The 26234-nt window shown below is 67.4% G+C and carries 22 protein-coding genes and 1 tRNA gene; 8 read left to right on the plus strand and 15 right to left on the minus strand.

Going from position 1 to position 26234, the window contains the following annotated elements:
• Positions 1–40: 40 nt before the first annotated feature.
• The 3 genes from ACIQCS_RS12450 to pnuC form a co-directional block, all read right to left on the minus strand.
• Positions 41–2365 carry a TonB-dependent receptor domain-containing protein gene (locus tag ACIQCS_RS12450; RefSeq protein ID WP_345847726.1) on the minus strand — a complete coding sequence of 775 codons (2325 nt, stop codon included), beginning with the start codon at positions 2363–2365 and terminating at the stop codon, positions 41–43.
• A gap of 216 nt (positions 2366–2581) precedes the next feature.
• Positions 2582–3106 (minus strand): ATP-binding protein, encoded by a 525-nt coding sequence (locus ACIQCS_RS12455; protein WP_294049355.1) that lies wholly within the window; start codon positions 3104–3106, stop codon positions 2582–2584.
• Positions 3103–3651: a nicotinamide riboside transporter PnuC gene (pnuC, locus tag ACIQCS_RS12460; protein WP_345847728.1), complete on the minus strand. Its 549-nt coding sequence runs from the start codon at positions 3649–3651 to the stop codon at positions 3103–3105. The genes ACIQCS_RS12455 and pnuC overlap by 4 nt, the downstream gene beginning before the upstream one ends.
• Before the next feature lie 98 nt (positions 3652–3749).
• On the opposite strand from pnuC, the gene ACIQCS_RS12465 reads away from it, so the two are divergent.
• Together ACIQCS_RS12465 and ACIQCS_RS12470 are read left to right on the plus strand one after the other, a co-directional pair.
• A complete protein-coding gene (locus tag ACIQCS_RS12465) occupies positions 3750–5045 on the plus strand; it encodes an FAD-dependent oxidoreductase (RefSeq protein ID WP_345847729.1) in 1296 nt (431 codons plus the stop codon).
• Positions 5046–5122: 77 nt separating this feature from the next.
• Positions 5123–5199: transfer RNA gene (locus ACIQCS_RS12470), tRNA-Pro, on the plus strand.
• A 112-nt stretch (positions 5200–5311) separates the two neighbouring features.
• Here ACIQCS_RS12470 and ACIQCS_RS12475 read toward each other — a convergent pair.
• Positions 5312–5803: an RcnB family protein gene (locus ACIQCS_RS12475; protein ID WP_401530989.1), complete on the minus strand. Its 492-nt coding sequence runs from the start codon at positions 5801–5803 to the stop codon at positions 5312–5314.
• A 141-nt stretch (positions 5804–5944) separates the two neighbouring features.
• Here ACIQCS_RS12475 and ACIQCS_RS12480 point away from each other — a divergent pair, with 141 nt between their 5' ends.
• Positions 5945–6769, plus strand: a complete 825-nt coding sequence (locus tag ACIQCS_RS12480) for a PhnD/SsuA/transferrin family substrate-binding protein (protein ID WP_345847732.1) — start codon at positions 5945–5947, stop codon at positions 6767–6769.
• Positions 6770–6812: 43 nt separating this feature from the next.
• Positions 6813–8684, plus strand: a complete 1872-nt coding sequence (locus ACIQCS_RS12485; RefSeq protein WP_345847733.1) for an ABC-F family ATP-binding cassette domain-containing protein — start codon at positions 6813–6815, stop codon at positions 8682–8684.
• A 115-nt stretch (positions 8685–8799) separates the two neighbouring features.
• On the opposite strand, the gene pelA is transcribed toward ACIQCS_RS12485, so the two are convergent.
• The 5 genes from pelA to ACIQCS_RS12510 all read right to left on the minus strand — a co-directional run bounded on the left by pelA (position 8800) and on the right by ACIQCS_RS12510 (position 15103).
• Positions 8800–10083 (minus strand): pectate lyase, encoded by a 1284-nt coding sequence (gene pelA, locus ACIQCS_RS12490; protein WP_345847735.1) that lies wholly within the window; start codon positions 10081–10083, stop codon positions 8800–8802.
• 183 nt (positions 10084–10266) lie between these two features.
• On the minus strand, positions 10267–12765 hold the full coding sequence (locus tag ACIQCS_RS12495) for an ABC transporter permease (protein ID WP_345847737.1): 2499 nt from the start codon (positions 12763–12765) through the stop codon (positions 10267–10269).
• A 52-nt stretch (positions 12766–12817) separates the two neighbouring features.
• Positions 12818–13498, minus strand: a complete 681-nt coding sequence (locus ACIQCS_RS12500; RefSeq protein WP_401531042.1) for an ABC transporter ATP-binding protein — start codon at positions 13496–13498, stop codon at positions 12818–12820.
• A gap of 20 nt (positions 13499–13518) precedes the next feature.
• Positions 13519–14826 carry an efflux RND transporter periplasmic adaptor subunit gene (locus ACIQCS_RS12505; RefSeq protein ID WP_345847741.1) on the minus strand — a complete coding sequence of 436 codons (1308 nt, stop codon included), beginning with the start codon at positions 14824–14826 and terminating at the stop codon, positions 13519–13521.
• A 52-nt stretch (positions 14827–14878) separates the two neighbouring features.
• Positions 14879–15103 carry a hypothetical protein gene (locus ACIQCS_RS12510; protein ID WP_262831429.1) on the minus strand — a complete coding sequence of 75 codons (225 nt, stop codon included), beginning with the start codon at positions 15101–15103 and terminating at the stop codon, positions 14879–14881.
• A 138-nt stretch (positions 15104–15241) separates the two neighbouring features.
• Between ACIQCS_RS12510 and ACIQCS_RS12515 the strand changes: the two genes are divergently transcribed.
• On the plus strand, positions 15242–16636 hold the full coding sequence (locus ACIQCS_RS12515) for a sigma-54 dependent transcriptional regulator (RefSeq protein WP_345847745.1): 1395 nt from the start codon (positions 15242–15244) through the stop codon (positions 16634–16636).
• Positions 16626–17951: an ATP-binding protein gene (locus ACIQCS_RS12520; RefSeq protein WP_345847746.1), complete on the plus strand. Its 1326-nt coding sequence runs from the start codon at positions 16626–16628 to the stop codon at positions 17949–17951. The genes ACIQCS_RS12515 and ACIQCS_RS12520 overlap by 11 nt, the downstream gene beginning before the upstream one ends.
• A 99-nt stretch (positions 17952–18050) precedes the next feature.
• Here the strand turns inward: ACIQCS_RS12520 and ACIQCS_RS12525 are convergent, their stop codons facing one another.
• Positions 18051–18500: a GNAT family protein gene (locus ACIQCS_RS12525; protein WP_345847749.1), complete on the minus strand. Its 450-nt coding sequence runs from the start codon at positions 18498–18500 to the stop codon at positions 18051–18053.
• Positions 18501–18764: 264 nt separating this feature from the next.
• On the opposite strand from ACIQCS_RS12525, the gene ACIQCS_RS12530 reads away from it, so the two are divergent.
• Positions 18765–20015, plus strand: a complete 1251-nt coding sequence (locus tag ACIQCS_RS12530; RefSeq protein ID WP_345847750.1) for a hypothetical protein — start codon at positions 18765–18767, stop codon at positions 20013–20015.
• Between the two features lie 307 nt (positions 20016–20322).
• On the opposite strand, the gene ACIQCS_RS12535 is transcribed toward ACIQCS_RS12530, so the two are convergent.
• From ACIQCS_RS12535 to ACIQCS_RS12550, 4 genes are all read right to left on the minus strand, one after another.
• Positions 20323–21267, minus strand: a complete 945-nt coding sequence (locus ACIQCS_RS12535) for a CPBP family intramembrane glutamic endopeptidase (RefSeq protein WP_345847752.1) — start codon at positions 21265–21267, stop codon at positions 20323–20325.
• A 341-nt stretch (positions 21268–21608) separates the two neighbouring features.
• Positions 21609–22487: a Type II secretory pathway component PulK-like protein gene (locus ACIQCS_RS12540; RefSeq protein WP_345847754.1), complete on the minus strand. Its 879-nt coding sequence runs from the start codon at positions 22485–22487 to the stop codon at positions 21609–21611.
• Positions 22484–23053 (minus strand): type II secretion system protein GspJ, encoded by a 570-nt coding sequence (locus ACIQCS_RS12545; protein ID WP_345847755.1) that lies wholly within the window; start codon positions 23051–23053, stop codon positions 22484–22486. The genes ACIQCS_RS12540 and ACIQCS_RS12545 overlap by 4 nt, the downstream gene beginning before the upstream one ends.
• Positions 23054–23060: 7 nt before the next feature.
• On the minus strand, positions 23061–24101 hold the full coding sequence (locus tag ACIQCS_RS12550; protein WP_345847757.1) for a penicillin-binding protein activator: 1041 nt from the start codon (positions 24099–24101) through the stop codon (positions 23061–23063).
• Here ACIQCS_RS12550 and gspN point away from each other — a divergent pair.
• Positions 24101–24817 (plus strand): type II secretion system protein N, encoded by a 717-nt coding sequence (gene gspN / locus ACIQCS_RS12555; RefSeq protein ID WP_401530998.1) that lies wholly within the window; start codon positions 24101–24103, stop codon positions 24815–24817. The two genes, ACIQCS_RS12550 and gspN, sit on opposite strands and share 1 nt — an antisense overlap.
• Before the next feature lie 97 nt (positions 24818–24914).
• Here the strand turns inward: gspN and ACIQCS_RS12560 are convergent, their stop codons facing one another.
• Positions 24915–26141 carry a type II secretion system F family protein gene (locus tag ACIQCS_RS12560; protein ID WP_345847760.1) on the minus strand — a complete coding sequence of 409 codons (1227 nt, stop codon included), beginning with the start codon at positions 26139–26141 and terminating at the stop codon, positions 24915–24917.
• Between the last annotated feature and the right edge of the window lie 93 nt (positions 26142–26234).

Here is a 26234-nt window from a genome sequence, read left to right on the forward strand (position 1 = left end):
GTTGCAATCCGCCGGGCCCGACTGACCGCCGGAAAAGGGATTAATGAATCCGGCCGGTCAGCGACACGCCGATGACGCGCGGTTCGTTGAGCACCGCGGCCATATAGTTTTCGATCACGCCCTTGAGGTTCTTCTCGTTCGTGATGTTGCGGGCAAAGGCCGCGACTTCCCAGGCGCCGTTGCCACCCTGGTAGCCGATCTTCAGGCCGCCTTCGAAATTGCCCTTCGAGTAGAACTCGTTGGTCCGGTAGAGCACATAGTTGGTGTAGCCCTGGATGTTCCAGTCGGTCGAGATGAAGACCTTGCCGCTGTCGCTGACGGGGATGTCGTAGCGCGCGGTGGCGCTGAGGTTGTACTCCGGCGCGTTCGGCAGCGGGTTGCCGTCGATCTGCGCGAACACCGTCGGCGCACCGAAGACCGTGCGGGTGATGGTGGGATCGTTGACCGTGCAGACCACGGTGCCGGCCAGCGCGCAGACCTGGGCGTAGACGCGCTTGTCCTTGATCTCCGAGTGGAGCCAGCTGGCACCGAACGAGAGCGCGAGGTTGCGCACCGGGCGCACGTTCAGTTCGGCCTCGACGCCGTAAGCCTGGGCCTTGTCGGCATTGAACAACACGCCGTTGCCGTTCGAGTCGTTGCCGTTCAGCTGGATGTCGTCGACCGTGTAGTAGAAGCCGGTCAGGTTGAAGCGGACCTTGTTGTCGAACAGGCTCGACTTGATGCCGGCCTCCCACGACAGGATCGTCTCCGAATTGGCGGTGGTGAAGTCCGAGTTGAACACCGCCGAGCGGCCCTGGATGGTCGGGCCGCGGAAACCGCGCGCGACGCGGGCATAGAGGCTCAGCTCGTCGCTCGCCTCGTAGAGCGCGCTCACGTCCCAGCTCGGCTGCCGGTCCGACAGGCGGACATGGTAGCGGCCGCGATAGGTCACGGCGCCGGCCACGGTATCGGCGGTCTTCAGCAGATCGGTGGTCTTGGTGTCCTGGGTCACGCGCACGCCGCCGGTCAGGCGGAAGCGCGGCGTCACCTGATAGCTCGCCTGGCCGAACAGCGCCCAGCTGGTGTTCACGTCGTGCAGGCGCACCCAGTTGTTCGGGTTGCTGCCGACCACGTTCGGGCTCAGGAACCAGGCACGCTGGTAGAATTCGGTGATGTCGCGGCTGTCGAAGTACATGCCGCCGACCTGCCACTTGAAGGCACCGGTGCCGTTGCTGGCCAGGCGGACTTCCTGCGACCACTGGTCGAGACCGCGCAGGCGGCCCATCGACTGGCCGCAATCGCGGCACGTGCCCGTCGCCGGATTGTAGCCGAGCTGGCTGAAGCCGCCATCGGTGTCGCCGCGGCTATAGCCCGAACTCGTCTCGAACGCCGTGATCGAGGTCAACGTGACCGGGCCGAAATCGAAGCTGTTGTTCCACGACAGGCCGTAGGTGTCATAGTCCTGCGGGTTGTTCGCGGCCTCGTCATACTGGACCGTGGTGCGCGAGACGTTGCTGACGTCGTTCGAGCCCTTCTTGAGCCCATTGCGCAGGAACAGCGTCGAGGTGCCGTTATAGTTGCGCATGTGCGCCGAGAAGAGCGAGGTCCAGTCCTCGGTCGGCTTCACCAGCAGCTGGATGCGGGCGTCGCGCTCGTCGAAGCCGCCCATGGCGTTCTTCTTCGGGCGCTGGGTGCCGTCCGAGTTCGGGCCGGAATAGGTGTTGTCGACATAGTCGTCGCGGTGCTGGAACAGGCCCGAGACGCGGATCGCGACATTGTCCGCCAGCGGGCCGCCGATGCCGGCATCCAGGCTGATGCTGTTGTAGCTGCCATAGCTCAGCGTGCCGCGCGCATCGAGGCCGTCCAGCGTCGGGCGGACGGTGTCGAACTTGACGATGCCGGCCGTGGTGTTGCGGCCGAACAGCGAGCCCTGCGGGCCGCGCAGCACTTCGACGTGATCGAGGTCATAGACCGGGTTCGACTTGAGCACGACATGCTCGAGCACCACGTCGTCCTGGATGATCGACACGGGCTGCGAGGCGCCCAGGTAGAAGTCGATATTGCCCAGGCCGCGGATGTAGAAGCGCGGGAAGATGCGGCCGGTGGTCGTCTCGGCATAGAAGCTGGGGACCTTGCCCGACAGCGCGAGCAGCGTGTCGTCGCCGCTGGCGGTGAAGTCACGGGCATCCTGGCCGCCGATCACCGCGACCGACACCGGCGTGTTCTTCAGCGCTTCGGGACGGCGCTCGGCAGTGACCACGATCTCGGTCGTGGGCTCGTCGGCGGCCGGGGCGGCCGTGTCCTGCGCCTGCGCGGTACCGCCGATCGCGAGCGCGCCGAACGCCGCGCCCAGGAAAAGGGCAGTTCTGGTGATGCGGGTCTTCATGTGGTTCTTCCCTGCTGTGCGCCCGACGCGCAGCAACGAACACGACCCCGCATTCGCAGAATCGCGCCGCCGTCACGCCGGACATTATTGTTATCGAAGAGTGGCTCTCGCCCCCTGCAAGGCGCCGTTAGGATCCGATTGTGTACGAACTATGACAAGCACCCACAATTTCTCGCAAGTGCAGCATACGCATCCTGCAACCGTGAGCACCGCGCCTCAGCCCTCCGCCTGCGCCGCCTCGATCGCGGCGATGGCGTTGACATAGCGTTCCTCGCCCTGGCCCGAGACATGCGCCCAGCGCACGCCCCGCCGCTCGAGCTCGGCCTTGCTGAGGTCGTAGAATTTCTGCCGCAGCTCCCGGGTGCCGAACATTCGCGTGCCGTCGGCGCGCCAGGGCATGTCGATATCGAACAGCAGATAGAGGTCCGCCGTGCCCTGCCATTCGTCGAACCAGGGATCGCGCTCGCCGAACAGCATGTCCGCCCAGACCGCGGTCATCAGCGGATCGGTGTCGAGCACCAGCGGCCTGAGGCCCGCCGCGACCATGGTGCGCGCGCCCGCATCGTGCGTCTTGGCGATCTCCAGCAGGTCGCGCATCGTGAAGTCGATGCCACGCGCCTCGGCATATTCGCGGCCATATTCGTCCACCACCTCGCCGCCGAGATAGGCGGCGATGCGCGGCGCCAGGGTGGACTTGCCGGTGCTCTCCGGCCCGTGGAGACAGATGGTGCGCAGCTTCATTTCCGTGCCTTCAGCCAGTCGGCGAGCCCCCATAGCGAAAGCGCCAGGAACACCCCGTACAGCCCCGCCGTAAGCCACAATTCCTTTACGGCGAACAAAGGGATCGCGAGCAGATCGACGATGATCCACAGCACCCAGCTCTCCCAGTTGCGGCGGGACTGGAGGATCTGCGCGGCGATGCTGAGCACCGCGATGCCGCCGTCCCACCAGGGATAGGCCGCGTCGGTGAGCCGGTGCATCGCATAGCCCCAGGCGCCGATCACCGCGGCACAGGCCAGCGCCCCGGCCAAGCGCCCTCGCACGCCCATCGTCTCGACCACCACTTCGCCGCTCCCCGCCCGCGAGCGCGCCCAGTTCCACCAGCCATAGAGATTGACCACGAAGAAGAAGAGCTGGAGCAGCGCGTCGCTGTAGAGCTTCTCATGATGGAAGACCCAGGCGTAGAGCGAGACCATCGCCAGCGCGAAGGGATAGCTCCACATGCTGCGGCGAACGACCAGGAAGACGTTGATCAGGCCAAGCAGGCTGGCGGTCGTTTCGATCATCGCCACGGCCTAGCAACAAGCCCGGGCGCCCGTCGAGAGGGTTGCCCTTCCCCGCCCGGTCGTTAGGCTGCCCTCTTCAGATCGCGGGAGGAAAGCCCATGCGTCACGTCGCGGTGATCGGCTCCGGGCCGGCCGGCTATTACACGGCCGAAGCCTGCCAGAAGGTGTTCGGCGATCAGGTCCGGGTCGACATTATCGACCGGCTTCCCGTGCCCTTCGGGCTGATCCGCACCGGCGTCGCCCCCGATCACCAGTCGATCAAGGGCGTCTCGCGCCGCTACGAGGCGGTGGCGCTGACCGACAATGTCCGCTTCGTCGGCAACGTCACGCTGGGTCGGGACGTGTCGATCGACGAGTTGCGCACGCTTTACGACGCCGTGGTGCTCGCCACCGGCGCGCCGCACGATCGCAAGCTGGACATCCCCGGCGCCAACCTGCCCGGCGTGGTCGGCTCGGCGGCGTTCGTCGGCTGGTATAACGGCCATCCCGACTTCGCCGATCTCGATCCGCCGCTGGACGGGCCGGCGGTGGTGATCGGCAACGGCAATGTCGCGCTCGACGTCGCCCGCGTGCTCGCCAAGACGCAGGACGAGTTCGAGGGATCGGACATCGTCACGCATGCCCTTGGCGCGCTGCGGGGCGGCCATGTCGACACCATCACCATCCTCGGCCGTCGCGGCCCCCATCAGATCGCGATGACCCCCAAGGAGCTGGGCGAGCTGGGCGAGCTGCAGCGCGCCGCGCCGGTGGTCTCCCCCGCGGACCTGCCGCCGGCGGAGGACGATACCGTGCTCGATCCCGGCCAGCGCAAGTCGGTCGGGCATCTGCGCCGCTTCGCCCAGGGCATGCCTGACAAGCCGATCCGCATCGTCTTCGACTTCTTCGCCATGCCAGTGGCGATCGAAGGCGACGGCAAGGTCGAGCGCGTCATCGTCGAGCGCACCGCGCTGGGCCTGGACGGCAACGCCCATGGCACCGGCGAGACCTATGCCGTGCCGGCCGGCCTGGTGGTGAGCTGCATCGGCTATCGCACCCCGCCGATCGACGGCGTGCCCTATGACGACAAGGCGGGGCGATTCGCCAATCTCGACGGGCGGGTGCTTCCGGGCCTCTACGCGGTGGGCTGGGCGCGGCGCGGGCCGACGGGGACGATCGGCACCAACCGGCCCGACGGCTTCGCCATCGCCGAGAAGATCGCCGAGGATGTCGGGGACGGCTCGGGCAAGGCCGGCCGGCCGGGGCTCGACGCGCTGCTCGAAGGGCGCGGGGTGGAGCTGGTCACCTTCCGCGACTGGCAGAAGATCGACGCCGCCGAGATCGCCGCGGCCCGTATCGGCGCCCCGCGCGAGAAGTTCGTTTCGGTCGATGCGATGCTGGGAGCGCGGAAAAGCTGATTCAGTGGCTTGCGTGACTCCCATAGCGTGGTTATAGGCGCCCCCTCGCAGTCGGGGTTCGCCCCGAAGGCGCCGGTCGGGGAATAGCTCAGCCTGGTAGAGCACTGTGTTCGGGACGCAGGGGCCGGAGGTTCGAATCCTCTTTCCCCGACCATTTCATCCTCATGCAAATCGTCGATCCTACCCCTTCCGGGGGAGCGGGATATCCTCGCGGAGCGTCTTGACGCGCGGCGTCCCCCGACGCTGACGCCGGGGGATCACGGCCTTCAGAAGAAGCGCCCGTAGACGACCTGGATGACCTCTCCGGTCGTTATGTTGATCAGAAGCGCATCGGGCCCATAGCGCACCCATTCATAGCCGACCGGCGGAACGTCGAGGCCGAACAGCCAATAGTCCGTCAGCCAATAGTCCTGCGCCCAGAAGATGCCGGGCAGGATATCGCCATAGGCCCAGCGGCGATATTGGAAGCCCCGGGGCGGATGATACGGCCCGATATGATAGGTGCGATCGGCGTTGAAGTTGTGGTTGTAATAGGGTCGATCGAGCTGGCTCGGGCGCGCCTGGGTGCCCTGGGGACGTTCGAAACGCGGATAGGCCATGGGCGCGCGCTCCATTTCGGGCGCGGCCATTTGCCGCCCGCCACCCTGATGATGGGCCTGCGCCATCGCCGGCGACACGCCGAGCGTCAAACCTGCGCCCGCACAGGCAAGCGCCAAGGCAGAACAGAACAGATTCTTGCGCATAACGATCTCCGTCATTGACTCGATCGCCCGAAATATGGGGATGCCTTCCTCTCGGTGGCATGCGTAGGATTACGTAATTGACTCGGTTTGCCAGAATAGGCGATTCGTCTATCCTGCCCTTCGTTCGGCCAAACCGCGCGAGGAGTTGTTCCCCCGATGCTGCTGCCTCTCCTGCTCTCGCTCGCCCCGCCCGCGCAGGCGGCACCGCTGCGCGTGGGCACCTATAGCTATCCGCGCTATGATCGCCGGGTCGCGCTAGGGCCGATCGCGGCACTGGTCGGCAGGATCGCCGGGCGGCCGGCGGAAATCGTGCTGCTGCCGACACCGACCGCACTGGCTGAAGCGCTGTGCAAGGGCGAGGTGGATGTGGCGATGACCAATCTCGGCGCGTTCATCGAGGTGCGGGACTGCCCGGACATGCGGGCCGTCGCCGTGCTCGACACGCCGCCGCCGGTACTGGACCACTATCGCGGCGTATTGCTGGTGCGGCGCGAAACCGGCATCGACACGCTCGACGCACTGGGCAAGCGGGCTTCCGGCCTGCGCTATAGCGAAGTGCTGCCGGGATCGACCTCGGGCGGGCTGGTGCAGGCCGAAGCGCTGCGTTCGGCGGGCAGCGCCCCATCGGCCTTCGCCGCGCGCCGGATGGCAGGCACGCACGAGGCAGCGCTGGCCGACCTGATCGAGGGCCGCGCCGATGTCGCCGCGCTGACGGAGGATCCCTGGCGCAGGCTGCAGGCAAGCGACCCGGCAAAGGCCGCCACCCTGCGCCCGATCTGGCGCTCCGCCCCGCTCCCGCCCGGCCCGGTCGTGTGCCACGAAGGTCCCGCCACGCCCTGCGCGGAGATCCAGGCCGCATTGCTCGGCACCGAGGGAGGCGCGATCGCCGTCGCGCTTGCCGCCGGCTGGAGCGAGGCCGATGGCGCGACACGGTTCATGGCCTATGACCGGGCGCGCTACGAGGCGTTCAGGACACGCTGAGACATGGCTTGGGCAAGCGGCCGAGTGCTGCTAGGCGCCGCCCATGCTTTCCTTCCGCGACATCACCATCCGGCTCGGCGGCCGGGCAATCATCGAGGGCGCTTCCGCCGCGATCCCGCCGCGTGCCCGAGTCGGCTTCATCGGGCGCAACGGCGCCGGCAAGTCGACGCTGATGAAGGCGATCGCCGGGATGATCGAGACCGACACCGGCTCGGTCGAAATCCCGCGCAACGCCCGCTTCGGCTATCTCCGCCAGGACGCGCCCGGCGGCCAGACCAGCGCCTTCGACACGGTGTTGGAAGCCGATGTCGAGCGTGCCGCGCTGCTGCTGGAAGCGGAAACGCAGACCGATCCCGACCGGCTCGGCCATATCTATGAGCGGCTCGACCAGATCGACGCTTATGAAGCCCCGGCCCGCGCCGGGCGCATCCTGAAGGGCCTGGGCTTCGACGAGGCGATGCAGGCGCGGCCGATGGACAGCTTCTCGGGCGGCTGGCGGATGCGCGTGGCGCTGGCCTCGCTCCTCTTCCTCAACCCGGACATCCTGCTGCTCGACGAGCCCAGCAACCACCTCGACCTGGAAGCGGTGATGTGGCTCGAGGGATTCCTGCGCGCCTATCGCGGCACGATCCTGCTGATCAGCCATGAGCGCGACCTGCTCAACAATGTGGCGGACCATATCCTCCACCTCGATCGCGGCCAGACCACGCTCTATCCCGGCGGATATGACGCGTTCGAGCGGCAGCGGGCCGAGCGGCTGGCCCAGCAGGCGGCCGCGCGCGAGAAGCAGGTCGCCGAGCGCGAGAAGCTCCAGGCGTTCGTCGATCGCTGGCGGGCCAAGGCGAGCAAGGCCAAGCAGGCGCAGAGCCGAGTCAAGGCGCTGGAGCGGATGCAGCCGATCGCGGCGGTGGCCGAGGATCCGAGCATGCGCTTCGACTTCCCCAATCCGGTGGGCCTGCGCCCGCCGCTGCTGACGCTCGACCATGTCGCGGTGGGCTATGAGCCCGGCAAGCCGATCCTCTCGCGCCTGGGCCTCCGACTCGATCCCGACGACCGGATCGCGCTGCTCGGCCGCAACGGCAACGGCAAGACCACCCTCGCCCGGATGATCGCCGGCGAGCTGCCGGTGATGGAAGGCGAGATGACCACCGCCACCAAGCTGACGGTCGGCTATTTCACCCAGTACCAGGTCGAGGAGCTCGATCCCGACGCCACGCCGGTCGAGACGATGGGCCGGGTGATGAAGGGCGCGACGCCGGTGCAGGTGCGCTCGCAGCTTGGCCGGTTCGGCTTCTCGGGCGACAAGGCGCTGACCAAGGTCGGCAAGCTTTCGGGCGGCGAGCGGGCGCGGCTGGCGCTGGCGCTGGTGACGCACAATGCGCCGCATCTGCTGATCCTCGACGAGCCGACCAACCACCTCGACGTCGATACCCGCGAGGCGCTGGTTCAGGCGCTGGCCGAGTTCAAGGGCGCAGTGGTGCTGGTGAGCCACGACCGGCACATGCTCGAGCTGGTCGCGGACCGGCTGCTCCTCGTCGATGGCGGCACCGCCCGCGAGTTCGACGGGACGATCGAGGAATATGCCGCCTTCGTCGTCTCCGGCAAGGAGCCGGCCCCCGCCGCTGCCCCCGCCGCCGCGCCCGTGGACAAGAAGGAGGAGCGACGCGCCGCCGCCCAGGCGCGCGAAGCATCGGCGGGCCTGCGCAAGGCCGTGAAGGACGCCGAGGGCGAGATCGCCAAGGCGCAGCGGGCGCTGGCCGAGGTGGACGGCGCGCTCGCGGGGATCGCCTCGCCGGCGCTCAAGCCGCTTTCGATGGGCGAGCTGATGAAGCGGCGCGGCGAGGTGGAAGCGCGGCTGGAGGCGGCCGAGGCGGTATGGCTCCAGGCCAGCGAGGCGCTGGAAGCGGCCGGCTGAGCCCGTAGCTCCGGACACGGAAGCTTGCGCGGATGCAAGGATCCGACGGTTCGGAGAGCGCAATCACCGTCATCCCGATCATTGTGTCGGGATGACGGATGGGGAAGGAATTGGGCTACTTCCGCCCCGCCCATTTCGCATATGCCGCCAGTGCCTTGGCAGGCCCCGCATTGTACCAGCTATAGCCGTTGCGCCGCTCGGCGCTGAGTTCGTTGACGTCGGTGTGGATCGAGCGGTCGCGGTCGCCGAAGATCGGCTTGCCGGTCCGGATGTCGTAATAGCGCGACCAGATCGGGCCGGCACCCGGCCTGTCGACCAGCTTGCGGCCGTCCGGCCCCTTCTCGAAGGCGACGCCGTGGACGGCATGCGCCTCGAGCCAGGCGATGCCGTCGCGCACCGCGGCGTCGACCGACGGCGAAGGATCCGCCTGCCGCATCAGGAGGAGGAGCAGGTCCGCACTCTCGTCGGAGGACAGGGCGGCGGGTTCGAAGTTCCGGGCGCCCGCCGGGGCGAGGGTGAGCGCGTCGTGCTGCTGGCCCCAGATCGTCCGCTTGCCGTTAACGACCACCTGGGTCCGCAGGATCAGCGCGATCGCGCGGTTGCAGGCCGCCTTTGCCTGCGCCGCCAGCGCTTCGGGCACGAAGGCGTACTCGTCCCGGCGGCGGGCGACGTCCGCGAGCACCGTCACCACCGAGGAGAGCGCATCGTCGTTGAAGGTCAGCGCATCGTGATAACCGCCCTGGAGCGGATAGATTTGCGGCCAGCCGCCATTGGGGAATTGCGCGTCCAGCAGGTAGCGCACGCCCTTGAGGAAGGCCGCGCGATAGCCCTCGCCCGCCGCGCCCGGCGCCATCGCCTGGACGCGGGCGAGGAAGCGCAGCTCCGAAGTGGTGGCGTTGTTGTCGATCGTGCCGACATAGCTCCACGCCTCGTCGTCGCCGGTGCGGGCATTGGCCGGCAGATGCTCGATCGGGACATAATGCTGGCCCTTCACGCGGACCGGGCCGTCGCGATCGACATTCTTGCCCCAGCCGCCGGCGGGGGTCTGGAAGCTGACGATATTGTCGGCAACACGGCGCGCCTCGGGCGTGGCATAGAAGGCCGCGGCGAGATTGGCAGGCATGCCGCTGCCGCCGGACTTGCCGCTGGGCGGCGGCGGCGGGATCTCGGCCAGGCCCTGGCGCTCGGCGGCGAGCGTGGCCTTGTCCGCCGCCATCAGCGCGCGCGAGCGGGCGAGATAGGCGGTCCAGCCGGCCCGCTCGGCCCCGGGGAGCGCGGCGATGCGGGCATCGGTGAGCGGTTCGGCAGGCGTCATGTGGCCGATCACTTCGACGGCCGCATATGCCACCGGTGTCATCGCTGCAGCTGCGAACAGCGCGATCCTTGCGATACGAATCATGTCCCCTCCCGATTTTGGTATCGGGACGAGGATAGCGGGTTCTGCTGTTAGCGCTACTATTCCGTCATCCCGGCGAAGGCCGGGATCTCGTGCGGCTGCTGCCCTGCCCCTGCAGGGAAGGGAAGAGAAAAGCGGGCGAGGGATCACCCCTCGCCCGCCCCTCATGGCCCTGAACTGACGCGCCTACTCGTAGCGCAGGGCATGAACCGGATTGGTGCGCGCCACGCGGAAGGCATGGGCGCCGATGGTGAGCACCGCGATCGCCAGCGCGAGCAGGCTGGCGCCGATGAAGGGCACCGGCGTGAGCGCGATGCGCGCGTCGTACCCGTTGAGGAACTCCCGCATCAGCCACCAGGCCACTGGCCAGGCAATGATGTTGGCGATCACCACCGGGCGCGTGAACTGCCAGACGAGCAGCCGCGCGATATCGATCGTGCGCGCGCCCAGCACCTTGCGGATGCCGATCTCCTTGGTCCGCCGCTCCGCCGTGAAGGCGGCAAGGCCGAACAGGCCGAGGCAGCCGATCACCACCGCGAGAATGGCGAACATCCCGAACATCTGCGCCCGCGCATCGAGCCGACGATAGGCGCGGGCGATCACGTCGTCGGCCAGGATCGCGTCGAACGCGACATCGGGCGCGTAACGGCGCCAGACCTGCTCGATCCCGTCGCGCACCGGGCGGGGGTCGCCATGGAAGCGGGCGACCAGCCAGCCGACATTGTGCCTGTCGAGCAGGAACATGGTCGGCTCGATCGCGGTGCGCACGGTGCGGAAGCGCGTATCGGCAACGACACCGATGATGGTGACGTTCATCAGGCCACCATATTCGTCCTTCACGCCGTAGCGGATCGTCTTGCCGACGGCTTCCTGCGCGGTCTTGAAGCCGAGGCGCTTCGCGCCGGACTCATTGACCACGATATGGCCGCCACGCGCGACCAGCGCCCGCTCGGCCACCGGATCTTCGACAATCGGCGTGGTCATGTCGTCCGCCGGGCGGTTCTCGTCGAACAGGCGGCCGGCCAGCAGGCGAATGCCCATGGTGGGAAAGAAGCCCGCATCGACGCCGTAGATGCTGATATCGACCGGATCGGCGCGCCCAGGCACCACCACCGAGGTGGAGGAAGTGCTGCCGGTGACGACGCCGATCATGGTACGGCCCACGGCTTCGACGCCGGGCACCTGCGCGATGGCACGGGTGAGCGCATCGGCCTGATCGCCGATCGCCCTGGAGCCGATGCCCTGGAGCTGGATCAGCCCGGCGCGCTTGTAGCCGGGATCGAGCGAGCGGGCATAGACATTCTGCCCATAGACCACCGCGGTGCAGATGATCAGACCGATCGACACCGCGAACTGGATCACCACCAGTGCGCTGCGCAGCCGCCCCGAACCCTCGGCCTCCGCCGCCGACTTGTTCGCCTTGAGCACGCGGGCAGGCTGGAAGCGCGACAAATAGAAGGCCGGATAGAGACCGCCCGCCGCGCCGACGAGGAGCACCAGGCCGATCATCGGCAGGATCAGCCCGTCATGGCCGAAATAGCGCAGCTTCAGATCGGCATCGAGGAAGCTGCCGAACCAGGGCAGCACGATCTCCACCACCGCCAGCGCGAGCAGCATCGCGATGGTGGCGAGCAGCACCGATTCGCCGACGAACTGGATCATCAGCTGGCGGCGCGTGGCACCGAGCACCTTGCGCAGCGCGACCTCGCGCGCCCGCTGGCTGGCCCGGGCCGTCGCCAGGTTGGTGAAATTGATGCAGGCCATGGCGAGGATCAGCAACGCGATGATGCCGAAGGTGGCGATCGTCTGCACGTCGTTGCCCGGCGTCATCCCCGAGCCGTTGGCACGGCCGAGATGCACCTCCGGCACCGCGACCAGCTTGTAGGTGCGCTCGTCCCCCGCATTGGTGCGCTTGCCGTTGAACGTCTCGTCCGGGATGTTGCGCTTCTTCCAGGCGTCCATCTGGCGGTTGAGCGCGGCGACGTCGGTGCCGGGGCGCAGCTTCACATAGACATAGCCCGAGGTCCAACCCCAGCTGGTGAGAAAGCCGTTATTGTCCGCGAACAGGCTGGGAAAATCGACGCGGGCGAGCATCCGCGCGGACATGTGCGAATTCCTGGGCAGGTCCCTGAACACGCCGGTGATGCGGTAATCCGCCTTCTTGCCCGAGACGACCAGCGTGATCGTGCGGCCGACGACATTGGTCGTGCCGAAGATCTTCTCTGCCTCCTCCTCGCTCACCACTACCGTGCCCGGGCGCGAGAGCGCGCGCTTGTCGCCCTGCGCCATCGGCAACGCGATCGTGTCGAGAAAGGCACTGTCGACCAGGCGGCCATCCTGGACCTGGGTCGCCTGCCCGTCCTTGATCAGGGTAAGCTGCGGCCCGCCGGTATAGGTGGCGCTCTCGATCTGCGGGAAGTCCTTGAGCAGCGCCGCCTTGGTCACATAGGGCGCGCCCTGGTTGTCGAAGGCGCTGTCGCTGTTGTTGCTCTTGTAATAGACTTGGAACTGATAGGTGCGGTTCGCATCGGGCAGCCACTGGTCGTAGCTGCGCTCATACTGGACGTAGAGCAGGATCAGCAGGCAGGCCGCCAGGCCGATCGCCAGGCCGAACAGGTTGATGAAGGCATAGGTGCGGTTCTTCGCGAGCGCGCGCAGGCCGACCGTCAGGTAATTGCGCCACATGGGCTTCTTCCTTCTTCTCCTCTTCCCGTTGGCGGGGAGAGGGAGTTGACGATCAGGCCGCGCGGCGGCGTTCCTGGAGGACGCGGCCGTCGAGCATGTTGACGATGCGGCCGGCATAATCGGCATGGGCCGGCGAGTGCGTGACCATCACGATCGTCGAGCCCTCGGCGTTCAACGTCTGCAGCATGTGCATCACTTCCTCGCCATGCTGGGTGTCGAGATTGCCGGTCGGCTCGTCGGCCAGGATCAGCTTCGGGCTGGCGACGAGCGCGCGGGCGACGGCAACGCGCTGCTGCTGGCCGCCCGAGAGCTGGCTGGGCCGATGCTTGGCGCGATGAGCGATGCCGGTGCGATCCATCACTTCCTCCACCCGGCGCTTGCGCTCGGCGGCGGGAACCTTGTGATAGAGCAGCGCCAGCTCGATATTGTCGCGGACGCTGAGCTCGTCGACCAGGTTGAAGCTCTGGAAGATGAAGCCGATATTTTCCTTGCGGACATCGGCGAGCCGGCTTTCGCTGAGGCCGGCGACTTCCTGGCCGTTGAACAGGTAGCTGCCCGAGGACGGGCTATCGAGCATCCCGATCATGTTGAGCAGAGTCGACTTGCCGCAGCCCGAAGGCCCCATGATCGCGACGAACTCGCCCTGGGCGATGTCGAGGCCGATCGCATCAAGTGCGGTCGTCTGCACCGTGTCGGTGCGGTAGACCTTGGAGAGTTCGCGCATCTGCAGCATCGGATTCCCTTTCTTTTCGGTCATTTGGTCAGGTCCAGGCGCGTCTTGTCGGTAAGGCCGGTATAGGGCGAGGTGATCACCTTCTCGCCGGGCTCGAGCCCTTCGAGCACTTCGACGAAATCGGTGTTGCGGCGGCCGAGGCGGACGTTGCGCTTCTCCGCCGAGCCGCCGCCGGGCGCGACGACGAACACCCAGGCGCCGCCGGTATCGTTGTAGAAGGCGCCGTTGGGGATCAGCAGCGCGGGCGCGGAATCGCCAAGGGTCAGCCGCGCCTGCATCGTCTGGCCGCGCTGGAGCTGGGGCGGCTCGCCGCCGGTGAACTGCAGGTCGACCTGGAACTGGCCGTTCTGCACCTGCGGATAGATCTTGGTGACCTTGGCCGCATAGCGCTTGCCGCCCCAGTCGAGCGCGGCCTGCTGGCCCAGCTGGACACGGCCGAGATAGAATTCGTCGACGCCGGCGATCAGCTTGTTGCGGCCGGGACTGTCGATCTGGCCGACGCGCTCGCCGCGGGAGAGCGACTGGCCGACCTGGACCGAGAAGCCGGAAAGCTGGCCAGCGACCGGCGCGCGCAGCTGCAGCGCGTCGAGATTGGCGCGGGCGATGGCGAGGCCGGATTGCATCGACTTGGCCGCCGCCTGCTGCTGCGAGAGCTGGCTGCCCTGCAGGCGCGCATCCGTCGCCTGGCTGCGCTTCAGCGCGGCAAGGTTGCGCTGGCTGAGCGCATAGTCCGCCTCGGTATCGGCGAACTGCTTGCCCGAGACGAAGCCGCGCTGGGCGAGCGGCTTCTCGCGCTCATATTGGCGGCGGGCCTTGTCATGGACGGTCTCGGCCGCGAGCACGGCGCGTTCGTTGGTGAGGCGCGTCTGCGCCAGTGCCAGCTCCTGGCTGCGCATGTTGTTGATCTGCTGCTCCACCTCGGTCTGGCGCGCCAGCGTGGAGAGCTGGAGCTCGGCGTTGGACAGCAGTGCGATCGGCTGGCCGGCGGCGACGGTGGCGCCGTCCTCCACCAGCATCTTCTCGACCCGGCCGCCCTCCACCGCGTCGATATAGACAGTGAGAAGCGGCGTGACCCGGGCGCGCAGCGGCATGAAATCGTCGAAGGTGCCGCGCGTGACGCTGGAGATGGTCACCCGGTCGGCGCCGACCGTCTGGCTCGCGCCCGAGGGGGCGAACCACCAGAAGCCGAGCGCGGCGAACAGCACCGCCGCACCGCCCAGCGCGATCTTCACTCGGGTGGAGAGCCCGCGCGTTTCGACGACCTGATCCATCCCGCTACCCGAGACCGGACCGTCCGTCTTCTCCCTCTGCATCCGCAAGATCGTCATGCCCCCATTCCCAGCAACAGCCGTGCCAGCCGGCCTTCCCTGTGTCCGCGCATCACACCGCGCTCGCGCAACTGTTCGATTTCGGACAGGTACGTCCGGAATCGAACGCTATCCGAAACGAAATCGGCCCGAGATCGAGCACCGCATGGGTGGCCTTCGCCTCGACCCGGAGATCGAGCCCGAAGCGGCCATGCGGCAGGACACAGAGGAGAATCGTCAGCGCGACGAGTGCCGCGAGCGCCCTTCCCCCGATGTTCCCCGCTCCGATGCGCTGCACGATTTCCTCCTCCGGCACCTGCGCCGTTCATCGGAGTGTCAGCATGACCCGTGCCAATTGCGCGCCCAGGGGGGACCAGGGCTTGGCACGTAAATTGATTGTCCGGTTCCGCACACTAGCTGTACGGGAGCGGGCAGAATGAGCGATCCGGAATTCGAATTCTGCGTCGTGATCGACGACGACGAGGACATATTGATGGCCTCGCGGCTGCTCCTGCGGCGGCTGTTCCGCGACGTCGAGGCCGTGCGCGCGCCCGAGGAGGCACTCCCGCTGATCCAGGCGCGCACGCCCGACGTGGTGCTGCTCGACGCCAATTTCGCGCGCGGCGCCACCGATGCGGCCGAGGGCTTGGCCTGGCTCGACAGGCTGCTGGCGCTCGATCCCGAGATGGTGGTGGTGATGATCACCGCGCATGGCGGCGTGCAGGTGGCGGTCTCCGCGATGAAGCGCGGGGCGACCGACTTCGTCTCCAAGCCCTGGTCGAACGAGAAATTGCTGGCGACGGTGCGGACCGCCGCGTCGCTCCGCCGCTCGCGCAGGGCAGCGGGCGGCAAGGCCGCGGCAGCGCCCACCCCCGTGGCCGGAGCGTCGCCCCTGCTCGGCGAATCACCCGCCATGGCGCGCGTCCACTCGCTGATCGCCCGCGCGGCGCCGACCGATGCGAACGTCCTGGTGCTCGGCGAGAACGGCACCGGCAAGGAACTGGTGGCGCGCGAGCTGCACCGCCAGTCGCTCCGGGCGGACCAGGGGATGCTGACGGTCGACCTCGGCGCGATCAGCGAGGACCTGATCGACAGCGAGCTGTTCGGCCATGTGAAGGGCGCCTTCACCGATGCCCGCACCGACCGGGTGGGCCGCATCCAGGCGGCGCATGGCGGCACGCTGTTCCTCGACGAGATCGGCAACCTGCCGCTGCGGCTCCAGCCCAAATTGCTCACCGTGCTCGAGCAGCGCCAGGTGACGCCGGTGGGCGCGAACGCGCCGGTGCCGGTCGACATCCGCGTGATCGCCGCGACCAACCTGCCGCCAGAGAAGCTGCGCGACGAGAGCCATTTCCGCCAGGACCTGCTCTTCCGCCTCAACACGGTGGAGATCGACCTGCCGCCGCTCCGCGCGCGCCGCGAGGATGTGCCACCGCTGATCACCCATTATCTCCAGCATTATGCGAAGCGCTACGGCCGGCCGGTGCCGGTGCTGAGCCCGGCGGCGCGGATGGCGCTGCTCGAGCATGACTGGCCGGGCAATGTCCGCGCGCTGCGCCACGCCCTGGAGCGCGCGGTGATCCTGGCGCGCGAGGAAGCGCTGGAGCCGGAGGATTTCGCGCTGGTCCGCGCGATGCCGCGCTTCCCCAGCGCGGTGCCCCCCTCGCCGCCTCAGCACCAGCCGAGCGACGACCTCAATCTGGAGCGCATGGAGCGCCGGATCGTCGAGGAGGCGCTGAAGAAGCACGGCTACAACATCTCGCTCTCCGCCGCCGAGCTCGGCCTCTCGCGCGCGGCGCTCTATCGCAGGATGGAGAAGCATGGGCTTTGACCGGCGCTTCACGCTCGGCCTGGCCGCCTGGATCGCGGCGCTGGGCGGGGCGCTGGCCGCCACTGCCCTGGCGCTCTTCACCCCGGGACTGGGCGCGGCGCGGATCGTCGCGCTGCTGCTCGTCCTGGGCGCGATCTGGGGGCTGTGGCGCCACGTCTCGCGCACCAATGTCGATGTCACGCGCTTCGTCGAGGCGCTGCGCTTCGACGATACCGCCGCGCGCTTCGGCGGCAATCGCGGCGCCGGGTTCGAGGCGCTCGGCACCGCGCTCGACGACGCGATGGACCGGCTGCGGGCGCGCCAGCTGGCGACGGCGGCCGAGATGCGCTTCCTGGAAGCGCTGGTCGACGACATGCCGGTGGCATTGCTCACCATCGACGACGACGGCCAGGTCGCCCCCGCCAACAAGGCGGCGCGGCGGCTGTTCCGGGAAGCGCCGGGCGCACGGGCCGAGGATTATGCCGTCTATGGCGCGACACTCGCCAAGCGGCTGGCGGGCGGCGCCGCGGCCGAGGAGATATTGCTGCTGGCGATCGAGGGGCGGACGCAGCGCGCGCTGGTCCGTTCGGGAACGCTCGAGCGGCTCGGGCGCAGCATCCGGGTCGTGACCGTTCAGCCGATCCAGGGCACGCTCGACGCGATCGAAATGGCGGCGCAGACCGACCTGGTGCGCGTGCTGACTCACGAGATCCTCAACTCGCTGACCCCAGTGACGTCGCTCGCCGCCACCGCGGCGGACCTGCTCGATGATCCCGATCTGGTAGCCAATCCCCGGATCGGCGATGCCCGCGCGGCGGTGTCGACGCTCGCCCGGCGCGCGCATGGGCTCGGCCATTTCATCGAGGCCTATCGCGCGGTGGCGCACACACCGGAAATCCAGCGCCAGGCCTTTGCCGCCCAGCCCTGGGCAGAGGAGCTGGGCCGCATCTTCGCCGCACGCGAGCCGGAAGTGCCGCTCGATATCCATGTGGCCTCGGCCCGGCTGGCGATCGACGCCGATCCCGACCTGCTCGCCCAGGTGCTGATCAACCTGCTTCAGAACGCCGCCCAGGCAATGGCCGGCCAGGATCGCCCGCCCCGGCTGGCGCTACGCCTGTTCCCGAACCGCGAGGCGCTGGTGATCGAAGTGGAGGACAATGGGCCCGGCGTGCCCGAAGGGCTGCGCCAGGACGTGTTCCTGCCCTTCTTCACCACGCGCGCGACCGGCACCGGCGTGGGGCTCAACCTCGCGCGGCAGATCGTGGTGGCGCATGGCGGGAGCATCGAGATCGCCGATGCCCCGGGCGGCGGGGCGCTGTTCCGGATTTTGCTTTAGGGCCGATCAATCCCCCCTTCCCGAAGCGGAAAGGGAATGTCGATCCGCCCCCACGCGCCCCGCTTGGCCGGAGCACCTGGCGGTGCCCCGGCGGTCGGGTCACCGGAGCAACCAGGCCCAGGCTTCGCCGATCTCGTCGTCGATATCGGTACCGACCCGCCGGAAACCGAGCCTGGTGAGAATGCGCGTCGATGCATTCTCCTCCGGCAGGGTCTTCGCATAGAGCTCGATCCCGGGTGCGTGATGCCGCGCGATCTCCACCAGCCTCCGGGCGGTTCGGGTGGCCACGCCCGTGCGCTGGCGATCGGCCAGGGTGAAGTACGCGATCTCGACGCGATTGTCCGCGGGAGCGCCGACAAAGGCGCCGCCGCCGACGGCCGTGCCGGACATCACGGCAATATATCCGATCCAGGGCGGATCGAAGCCCAGCCGGTCGTACATCGCGGCGGTGGCCGCGCATGCCTGGTCGATTTCGCTGGGCCGCGCGCACAGGGACGCGATGGTGCCGTCCCGCTCGCAGGCAACGAGCGTGAACTTGTCGTCTGACATTTCTTGATCTCACATGCCAAAAATGCCCGCCGCTCCTGGCGGCAAAGCGGATCCGGGTTCAGGCGGGAACAGAAGCTCCCGGGCCTTGGGCAATGGCAGGCAGAGGCAAATCCAATCGATGAGCGCCTAGGGTAGCGAGCGCAGGGAACCCGCGCAACGGCGACGATGCGAACTGCCCAGCCGCGCCGCCGCCACGGATGCTCCGCGCCCCCTTGAGCGTGGTCTTCGTTCGATTATGCTCTGTGAGCAAAGGGGGGCCTTACAATGAAATACGCCAGTTTCTTGGCATCGACCATGTTTGTTCTGGCCGCGCCGCCGACGGCGGCGGCGCAGAATCGGACGGTCGCCGCGCCCACACGCACCGAGCAACTGCAAGTAATGGCCGACTTCTTCGTGCCGCGCGCGATGCAATTCGCAATCGGTCGCGAAATGTGCGACACCGCATTCCGCACCAGCCTGATGGCCGATCCGGCGCTGCCCGAGGTCGAACAAAGGCTGCCCGGTATCATCGACCGCATGATCAAGGCATCATCTGCGCAGTGCGATGCCGAAATGTTGAAAGTCCTGGAGGCGCGACAGGATCAGGTGCGCAGCGACCTCGCCGCGCAGATTCCACCGGCGGATCTCCCTCGGCTCGCTCGCATGTTTGCCCCGTCCGTTCAGGAGGCGCGCGATTTCCGGGTCGAGGTGCGCCCCGGCGACACGATGTTGCAGATCATCAGCCGGGTCGGGGCGATGCCCGAACAGGAGCAGCGCCTGCGCACTGCGCAACTCGCCTTCGCCCGCACCCCCGGCGGCGCGGCGCTGTTGAACAAAGTCTTCGCCTATCAGAGCACGATCCGCCCGCTGCTCGAACAGGACCAGAAAGCCTTCCTCAAGATCGCTGCCGATGGCTACAAGGCCGCACATCGCGAAGCCAACCTCTACGCGCAGCAGAAAGGCCTGAGCGAGCTATACGCGGATGCGCCGATCCCGCCGCTCCCGTCGACCGTGGAGAATGCCACCCAGCCGGCCGTCAAGCTGCCGGGGTCTTTGCTCTACGTCTATTCGTTCCTCGACGTGCGCGAGAACGAATTCACTCCGAAGATGCTCGATCAGTTTGACGCCGCCTTGATCGCGCGCCTCGACGCCTTGAAGGTCTCCAGCAAGATTTTGCACTACAACAAGGCCAAGCAGGACGAGGGCGAGTTCGTTGCGAACAACACGTCGTTCGGCGCCGATTCCAGGATGATACCGGTAGGGCGGACGATCGACCGCAACTTGGCCGACGAGCGCGCCGCCCGAGCGCGCTATCGGTTGATCATCTTCCCCGCCAATTTCCAATCCTCCGGCGCGTGGCGCTTCTACGAGGTCCGTTTCATCATGATGGATACGGAGAACAACAGGCGGGTGTTTGAATACATCTACAACGGCAGCCACATGGTCATTCTCAAGAATAGCGAGAATTCCAACGCGCGTTCAAAGAAAATTTTAGACGCAGCCTTTGCAGATCTTCAAAATAAAGGCTTTCTATAGTCGGTCAATAATGGCGAATGGAGCATGAAATCTCGCACCGATGAAGCACGGAAGGATCTACGCACCTATTCTCCTGCACGCGCGCCATGATGCCCAAGAGTTCTTGTAGACACAGCGATCTAGACTCGCCTCGCAGCCGCGAACCGGCGGCTTAGGATAACAAAGTCGCCTCTTCAAATGCCTCCAAGAGACCTCCAGAGCCTGCCGCTCGTTCAGGTGCGCGTCTTGCGCAGTGCCCGGATCGGGTCGCACGCGCACCGAGGATCTCGGCAACCCGATCCGACTATCTGCGCCAAGAAAGCGCTGGTCAGATATTTGCAGGCGAAGGCCTTGCGCGCAGTTCAAACTTGGCAGGCTGCCACAAGTTTCTGCGAACTATGAGCCAAACGGTGACGGATATCGCAACGAGGCTGACGACGAGGGTGACGATTGAACCTTCCGGTCCGAACGCGCCGCCGGTCAACAAGTCTGACCCTCGGAGAGTTGTTGCCATCATGGCGTTTGGTGACTCCAGGCCCGACACGTCGCTGCCGAAGACGAAACCAAGTGCAAAGTTCCAACCCATATGACTCCCGGCCACCACCCAGAGGCTTTGCGTCAGAACATATATCAGCGCCAGAAACACACCCATTTCGACGGTCAGAAACGTCATGGCCAATGGGGTAGCACCAGGGTTTCCGATGTGGGCCAGCCCGAAAAGGCTTGCGGAAATCAGGACCGCCACAAAAGTTCCCGACACATGCTGAAGGATTCGAAACAGGATAACGCGAAAGACCAGCTCTTCCAGCGTCCCGACGACGCCGGGTTTCAATATGGCCATCACAATATCGGATGCGCCGGTTCCGGCACGAAACTCGGCGATCCCCAATCCATACATCGCCACATAGGCCGAAACGATCAGGCCAAGGCCAATCGCAAGACCTAAAAGGAACGAGGTCGCCGCTCCACGGATGGCCGTCTCGGTCACGTTCCGGCTCTCCAACTTGGAAGCCAGAAAGGAATAGGCCGCGATCATGGCAATCGCTTGAAGAAGATTGCGAACCGTAACGATTGATTCGTATGCCGGAGACGATGCGGCCGGAACGAGCGGCAACGAAACTAGCTTGGTGAGGACAACCACCAGCATCAAGGCGCCCAGATAGGCAATCAGCCTCACCGGCCATAGATTCGTCAGGAACGCAATCTTCGAGCGGGCTACGATTTGCTCCGGTGCTGCGACGATGTCCGGTTTATTGATTGATTGTCGGTCCATGTGAGCTCGCGATACCAGCGGAATTGCATTGCTGTGTTGCTACGGTAATGCACTAGTTGTCAACCGGCCATTCTGGGATACTTTGTGGCTAGCCCTCGAAAACTGCCAAGAAGGCAACATGCTTATGTCAGCCTGCCTCGGTTGCGACCTCGGAAGCGGACAGTCGGCTCTCCAACCAATAGCGGTCGTTTGGGCGCGATCTGAACGAATATCGGCTTTCGGGATCGCACCCGCCCGGGCAGAACGACTGCCATTGGGGCGCATACCCGCCGTGCCCGCATGCCATCGGAATGGCGGCTAACCACCCACCGGCAGCCCCTCCCAACCCCGCCAACCAACCCTTACCGCGCCGCCACGAACCCCGGCGCCTCGGGCGGCACCGATGCCCCGCGCCAGCGCTCGACCACGCCCACTGCGATCTTGCCGTCGGGGTGCTGCACGCGCTGGATCAGCACCGCGGCCTGCTGGCTGGTGCTCCCGATCGTCGCACGGGTGCGGACCCAGAAAGTGCCCGATCGGAAGCTGGTGCCCCAGGGCAGCGAGAGGTTCAGGTCGCTCAGATCCTTGAGCATGAGCTTGCCGTTGCGCTTGCGGATCTCGGCCAGCCGCTGCGCCGCCAGCGGATCGCGGAAGAGGATGCGCAGCATCTCGGGATCGGCAGCGTTGAGGTTGATCGTCGTGGTGCCGGGCAAGGCCGTCACCAGCCGCTCCAGCCGCGCGGTCGCCTCGGGATCCAGGCCGGCCAGGCGCAGCGGGCGAATGTCGGTGATCGGGCCGTAGAGGCGGACATAGGTGATCGCCTTCACCACATCGTCCTGCGAAAGCCCGACATCCTTGGCGATCGTCTGGAACAGCACGATCGCGCCGGCATCGCCCACGCGCAGGGCATTCAAGTTGAAACGGCCCTCGGCATCCGCGATCGCAAGATCGAAGCTGCCGCCCTCGATCGGCGCGCCGCTCTCCGACAGTCGCGCCCAGGGCTCGGTGAGATTGTCCTCATTGGGGGCGACGACCATGTCGCGGCGCAGCGCCACCACGGCGGAGAGCTCGCCGCCGCGCACCACCGCCAGCGCACGCGCCGCCTCGCGCGTGCGCAGCGCCCGATCGAGCGCCAATTCCTCGCGATTGATTAGCAATAGCACAAGTCCGGACGCGATCGCGACGAACATCAGCACGTTGACGAGGATCATCCCCGCCTCGCCTTCGCGCGCCTGCTTCATTGCTTCGGATACTCCGCCTGATCGGGCAGCGTGACCACGCGGCGCAGCGCCCCGGGCGCTCCGCCGGGCCCGATCGCCTGCAGCTCGATCGCGATGGCGCGCGGCCATTTGTCCTTGTCCTCGTCGCGCAGCGGCCAGCGATCCGCCCAGGCCGCGCCGTCGAAGAAACGCCAGCGGACATCGGCGACGCCGCCGACCACGGTCTGTAGCATCGCGCCCGATCCGCGCACCAGATTGCCGTTGGCCACCGAATATTGCAGCGGCACCGCCGGCCCGCCAAGGCCGGGCGCGGCGCGGGTGAAGTTCAGCTTCTCGCCACCGCCCGAGACGCGGCCGAACGCGATCTGGTCGATATCGCTCGACACCACGAACATCGCGCGCTGGAGATCGGCGAGGCGATCGAGCCGTTTCTCGGTGCGCCCCTGCACCTTGATGATGCCGTCGACCAGCGCGACGCCGGCCACGGCGATCAGCGCGAACAGGCCGAGCGAGATCATCAGCTCGATCAGCGTGAAGCCCTGTTCGGCTTCTCCTTCGTTCTGACGGCAGGCAACCGGGCGAAGCACTTCGGCCTCAGGAACCCGAGCTCGACGCCACCGGCGTGTAGCCGGTCTCGCCGGCGACGACGATCGCGAAGTCGCGGGCGACCGAGCCGTCGGTGCGGAAGCGGACCGGGCCGGTGACGCCGTGGAAGCCCTTGGCGTTCATCAGCCCCTCCATGCCCAGCCGGTTGTCGGCACGCAGCGTGTTGGCGATGCCGGCCGCATCATAGGCGAGCGCGGCGATCGTGCCCGGCTCGCCGCCGTTGCGGGCCTGGAAAGCGGCGGCGAAGGTGCCGAAGGCGCCCGGATCGGGGCTGGCGAACCAGGCCCCGTCCAGCGCCGCGAGCGCCTGGGGCCGATTGTCGAGCGCCTGGAAGGTGCCGAGCAGCTGGACGCCGGTGTCCTTGAGCGCCCGCGCCGCGGCCAGCACCGCCTCGCCGCTGCCGGGCAGCAGCACGGCGTCGGGCACCTCGCCCGGCGCGGGGAGCGGCTGGCCGGGCTTCACCTGGAGGACATGGACGGCGATGCCGAGTTCCCCCTCGCTCTTGCCCGCGGCGAGCGCGGCGGCGGCGCTCCAGGGCGAGCCGTCGTCGATCATCGTGACGGTCTTCACGCCGCGGGTGCGGGCATAGCGCAGGATCGCGGTGGTCACCTGGCCGGCGGTGATGCCGAAGATCCAGGTGCCCGGCGCCCGCAGCACGGAATCGTTGCTGAACGCGATCACCGGCACGCGGCCGGCGACGGTGCTGGAGACGGCGGGCACTTCCTCCGCCGAGAGCGGACCCAGGATCAGCGCCGGCTTGAGCTTGAGCGCCTGTGCGGCGGCACCGGCGGCGCCGGTCGCGGTGCCGCCCGTGTCGAAGCTCTGCACATAGGCGCTGTTTTCCGCGAGCAACGCCGCCTGGCGCATGCTAAGGCCCAGCCGCGCTCGCGGGCCCGTGAGCGGCAGCAGCAGGGCGATCGGGCGCTTGTCCTTCTTGTCCGCCGCGAACACTTGCGAGGGAAGCACGACCGATGCCGCTGACGCGACCAGGCCTGATTGCAGCGACTTCAGCAGGGTCCGTCGATCCATTGCCGACTCTGGGAGAGGGAAGCGGGGCACGGCGGTCTATTATCCTCTTCGCCCTGATCGGCATAGGGGCGTATCTGCTCGCGCTGCTCGTGACGATGCCGGCGAGCCTGATCTTCCGGAACACCGCCTGGCGCACCGGCGTGGCGGGCACGGTGTGGAACGGCGAGGTCGGCATCGCCGGCGGCGCGACCTTCGCCTGGCACATGGCGCCGCTGCGCTCGCTGACCAGCCTGGCCTTCGCCGCCGACTGGAAGGCGACGGGACCGGACACCGATCTGGGCGGGCAGATGCTCCAGCATCTCGGCGGGCGGACGGTGCTCGACCATGTGAGCGGCTCGGCCGATGCGAGCCTGTTCCGCGCGCTCCAGCCCAATCTGCCCTTCACCTGCAACCTGGCCCTGCAGATCGAGATGCGGCGCATCGCCTCGGGCGGCGGCGCGCGCATGGCGGACGGCAAGGTCACCACCGATCCGGGCAGCTGCCGTGCGAAAAATGGCGGTGGGCCCGTGGCGGTGCCGGCGCTGCTGATCACGGCCGAGCATGTCGGCGACCGCACGACGATCCGCGTAGCGCCCTCGGCCCAGCGGCTGAAGACGCTGATGACCGCCATGTTGTCCGAGGACGGCGCCCTCGACATCGCGATGACGCCGGAGGGTGCGGCGATCCTGCCGTTCGTCGGGCTGCCGGGCGGGGCGCGGGTGCAGGGGCAGATGTGACGGCGTCGCCGTCATCCCGGCGGAAGCCGGGATCTCGTGCCGCAAGCGCCTCCGCCTGAGATCCTGCGCCGGATCAGGTCCGGGTCGCCGGATTTGGTCAGAGCCCCACCAGATTGTTCAGGTTGATGATCGGCAGCAGGATCGCCAGCACCATCATCAGCACCAGCCCGCCCATCACCAGCAGCACCAGCGGCTCGACCAGCGCGACCAAAGTGCCGACGATCGCGTCCAGCTCGCGCTGCAGCTCGTGCGAGGCGCGGTCGAGCGCCGGCGCCAGCCTTCCCGAGCTTTCCCCGGAGGCGACGATCGCGACGAGCATCGAGGGGAAGACTCCCGCCTCGTTCATCGCGGCGCGCAGGCTGATGCCTTCGCGGACCCGTGCCGCGACGCCGAGCGCCTTTTCGCGCACCCAGCGATTGGGGGTGACCGCCGCCGCGGCATGCAGCGCGTCGACCAGCGGGACGGCGCTGCCGACCAGCGTGGCGAGGCTGCCGGCGAAGCGGGCGGCGCTGAGCTGGCGGCTGAAGCGGCGGAACGGGCGCTTCTCGGAGAAGAAGCGATCGATGCGCAGCCGGTTGGCGGGCACACGGGCCCAGCGCAGGAAGAGCAGCCCGGCCACGGCAATTCCGAGCAGCAGGTACAGACCGAAATTCTGGAGGAACCAGCTCACCGCGATCAGCGCCTTGGTGAGGAACGGCAGGTCGGCCCCGCGCGAGACGAACACCTTCACGATGTCCGGCACGATATAGACGAGCAGCAGCGCCATCATGCCGATCGACACCAGCGCGAGCAGCGCGGGATACATCAGGGCAAGCTGGAGCTTCTGGCCATTGGCCTGGCGGTTCTCGACGAATTCGGCGAGGTGATTGAGCACGTCAGGCAGCTTGCCCGATGCTTCGCCCGCCGCGACCGAGGCGCGGTAGAATTCGGGAAAGGCCGCGGGATGCTGCGCCAGCGCGGCGGCGAAGCTGCGCCCGTCGAGGATCGCGGCACGCACGTCGAGCAGGAGCGAGCTGGTCGGGGCGTGCTCGGACTGGGTGGCGACCAGGCGCAGCGCTTCCTCGATCGCGATGTCCGAGCCGACCAGCGTGGCGACCTGGCGGGTGACGGTGGCAAGCGCCTTGGAGGACAGGCCGGGGCGGCGGAAGCGGGGCAGCTGGATGGAGCCGAAGCTGGCCCCTTTCGCGGCCGCCACCTCGACGGAAAGCGGCAACAGCGCCTGCTCGCGCAGCATGGCGCGCGCGGCGGCGGGGCTGGAGGCCTCGATGATCCCCTTCTTCGAGACGCCGGCCTTGTCGGCGGCGCGGTAGGAGTAGGCGGGCATCGTTCAGAGGGCCGGAACTGCGGAAAGCTCTTCCCCGGCGAAGGCCGGGGCCCAGACTTTCAGGCCGGGACACGGGGACTGTGGCCGGGCCTT

This window comes from Sphingomonas sp. NPDC092440 (genome assembly GCF_044754985.1).
Classification (GTDB): Bacteria; Pseudomonadota; Alphaproteobacteria; order Sphingomonadales; family Sphingomonadaceae; genus Sphingomonas.

What these genes read in the sequence shown, in the direction of transcription:
- ACIQCS_RS12530 (WP_345847750.1), top strand. Translation starts at nt 18,765, where the DNA reads ATGAAATACGCCAGTTTCTTGGCATCGACCATGTTTGTTCTGGCCGCG.
- pelA (WP_345847735.1), bottom strand. Translation starts at nt 10,083, where the DNA reads ATGATTCGTATCGCAAGGATCGCGCTGTTCGCAGCTGCAGCGATGACA.
- ACIQCS_RS12525 (WP_345847749.1), bottom strand. Translation starts at nt 18,500, where the DNA reads ATGTCAGACGACAAGTTCACGCTCGTTGCCTGCGAGCGGGACGGCACC.
- ACIQCS_RS12520 (WP_345847746.1), top strand. Translation starts at nt 16,626, where the DNA reads ATGGGCTTTGACCGGCGCTTCACGCTCGGCCTGGCCGCCTGGATCGCG.
- ACIQCS_RS12450 (WP_345847726.1), bottom strand. Translation starts at nt 2,365, where the DNA reads ATGAAGACCCGCATCACCAGAACTGCCCTTTTCCTGGGCGCGGCGTTC.
- ACIQCS_RS12535 (WP_345847752.1), bottom strand. Translation starts at nt 21,267, where the DNA reads ATGGACCGACAATCAATCAATAAACCGGACATCGTCGCAGCACCGGAG.
- ACIQCS_RS12560 (WP_345847760.1), bottom strand. Translation starts at nt 26,141, where the DNA reads ATGCCCGCCTACTCCTACCGCGCCGCCGACAAGGCCGGCGTCTCGAAG.
- ACIQCS_RS12500 (WP_401531042.1), bottom strand. Translation starts at nt 13,498, where the DNA reads ATGCTGCAGATGCGCGAACTCTCCAAGGTCTACCGCACCGACACGGTG.
- ACIQCS_RS12480 (WP_345847732.1), top strand. Translation starts at nt 5,945, where the DNA reads ATGCTGCTGCCTCTCCTGCTCTCGCTCGCCCCGCCCGCGCAGGCGGCA.
- ACIQCS_RS12455 (WP_294049355.1), bottom strand. Translation starts at nt 3,106, where the DNA reads ATGAAGCTGCGCACCATCTGTCTCCACGGGCCGGAGAGCACCGGCAAG.
- ACIQCS_RS12495 (WP_345847737.1), bottom strand. Translation starts at nt 12,765, where the DNA reads ATGTGGCGCAATTACCTGACGGTCGGCCTGCGCGCGCTCGCGAAGAAC.
- ACIQCS_RS12550 (WP_345847757.1), bottom strand. Translation starts at nt 24,101, where the DNA reads ATGGATCGACGGACCCTGCTGAAGTCGCTGCAATCAGGCCTGGTCGCG.
- ACIQCS_RS12465 (WP_345847729.1), top strand. Translation starts at nt 3,750, where the DNA reads ATGCGTCACGTCGCGGTGATCGGCTCCGGGCCGGCCGGCTATTACACG.
- ACIQCS_RS12475 (WP_401530989.1), bottom strand. Translation starts at nt 5,803, where the DNA reads ATGACGGAGATCGTTATGCGCAAGAATCTGTTCTGTTCTGCCTTGGCG.
- ACIQCS_RS12505 (WP_345847741.1), bottom strand. Translation starts at nt 14,826, where the DNA reads ATGACGATCTTGCGGATGCAGAGGGAGAAGACGGACGGTCCGGTCTCG.
- pnuC (WP_345847728.1), bottom strand. Translation starts at nt 3,651, where the DNA reads ATGATCGAAACGACCGCCAGCCTGCTTGGCCTGATCAACGTCTTCCTG.
- ACIQCS_RS12515 (WP_345847745.1), top strand. Translation starts at nt 15,242, where the DNA reads ATGAGCGATCCGGAATTCGAATTCTGCGTCGTGATCGACGACGACGAG.
- ACIQCS_RS12540 (WP_345847754.1), bottom strand. Translation starts at nt 22,487, where the DNA reads ATGAAGCAGGCGCGCGAAGGCGAGGCGGGGATGATCCTCGTCAACGTG.
- ACIQCS_RS12485 (WP_345847733.1), top strand. Translation starts at nt 6,813, where the DNA reads ATGCTTTCCTTCCGCGACATCACCATCCGGCTCGGCGGCCGGGCAATC.